At 66.2% G+C, this 394-nt stretch carries 1 protein-coding gene; it reads left to right on the top strand.

Going from position 1 to position 394, the window contains the following annotated elements; translation table 11 throughout:
• A partial coding sequence (locus IF11_RS37500; protein ID WP_037729523.1) for an AMP-binding protein occupies positions 1 to 394 on the top strand: 394 nt, incomplete at both ends.

Below are 394 nucleotides of genomic sequence, written 5' to 3'. Positions count from 1 at the left end.
TCGGCGGCGTATGTGATTTATACGTCGGGTTCGACGGGGCGGCCGAAGGGTGTGGTGGTGCCGCATGGGGCGATGGCCGGGCTGGTGCGCTGGGCGGTGTCGCTCGGTGAGGAGCGTTTCTCGCGGACGCTGTTCTCGACGTCGCTGAATTTTGATGTGTCGGTGTTCGAGTTGTTCGGGACGTTGGCGGCTGGTGGGACGGTGGAGGTGGTTCGGGACGTTCTCGCGTTGACGGAGCGCGACTCGTGGAGCGGTTCACTCGTTTCCGCGGTGCCGTCGGCGTTTGCCGGGGTGTTGGGGCAGGAGAGGGATGTCTCGGCGGATCTGGTGGTGCTGGCGGGTGAGGCGTTCCCTGCCGGTCTGCTGGAGCAGACCCGTCAGGCTATGCCGGGTG

The sequence above is a fragment of the Streptomyces scopuliridis RB72 genome (assembly GCF_000718095.1).
Lineage (GTDB): Bacteria > Actinomycetota > Actinomycetes > Streptomycetales > Streptomycetaceae > Streptomyces > Streptomyces scopuliridis.
This window is presented reverse-complemented; position numbering and strand designations above follow the sequence as displayed.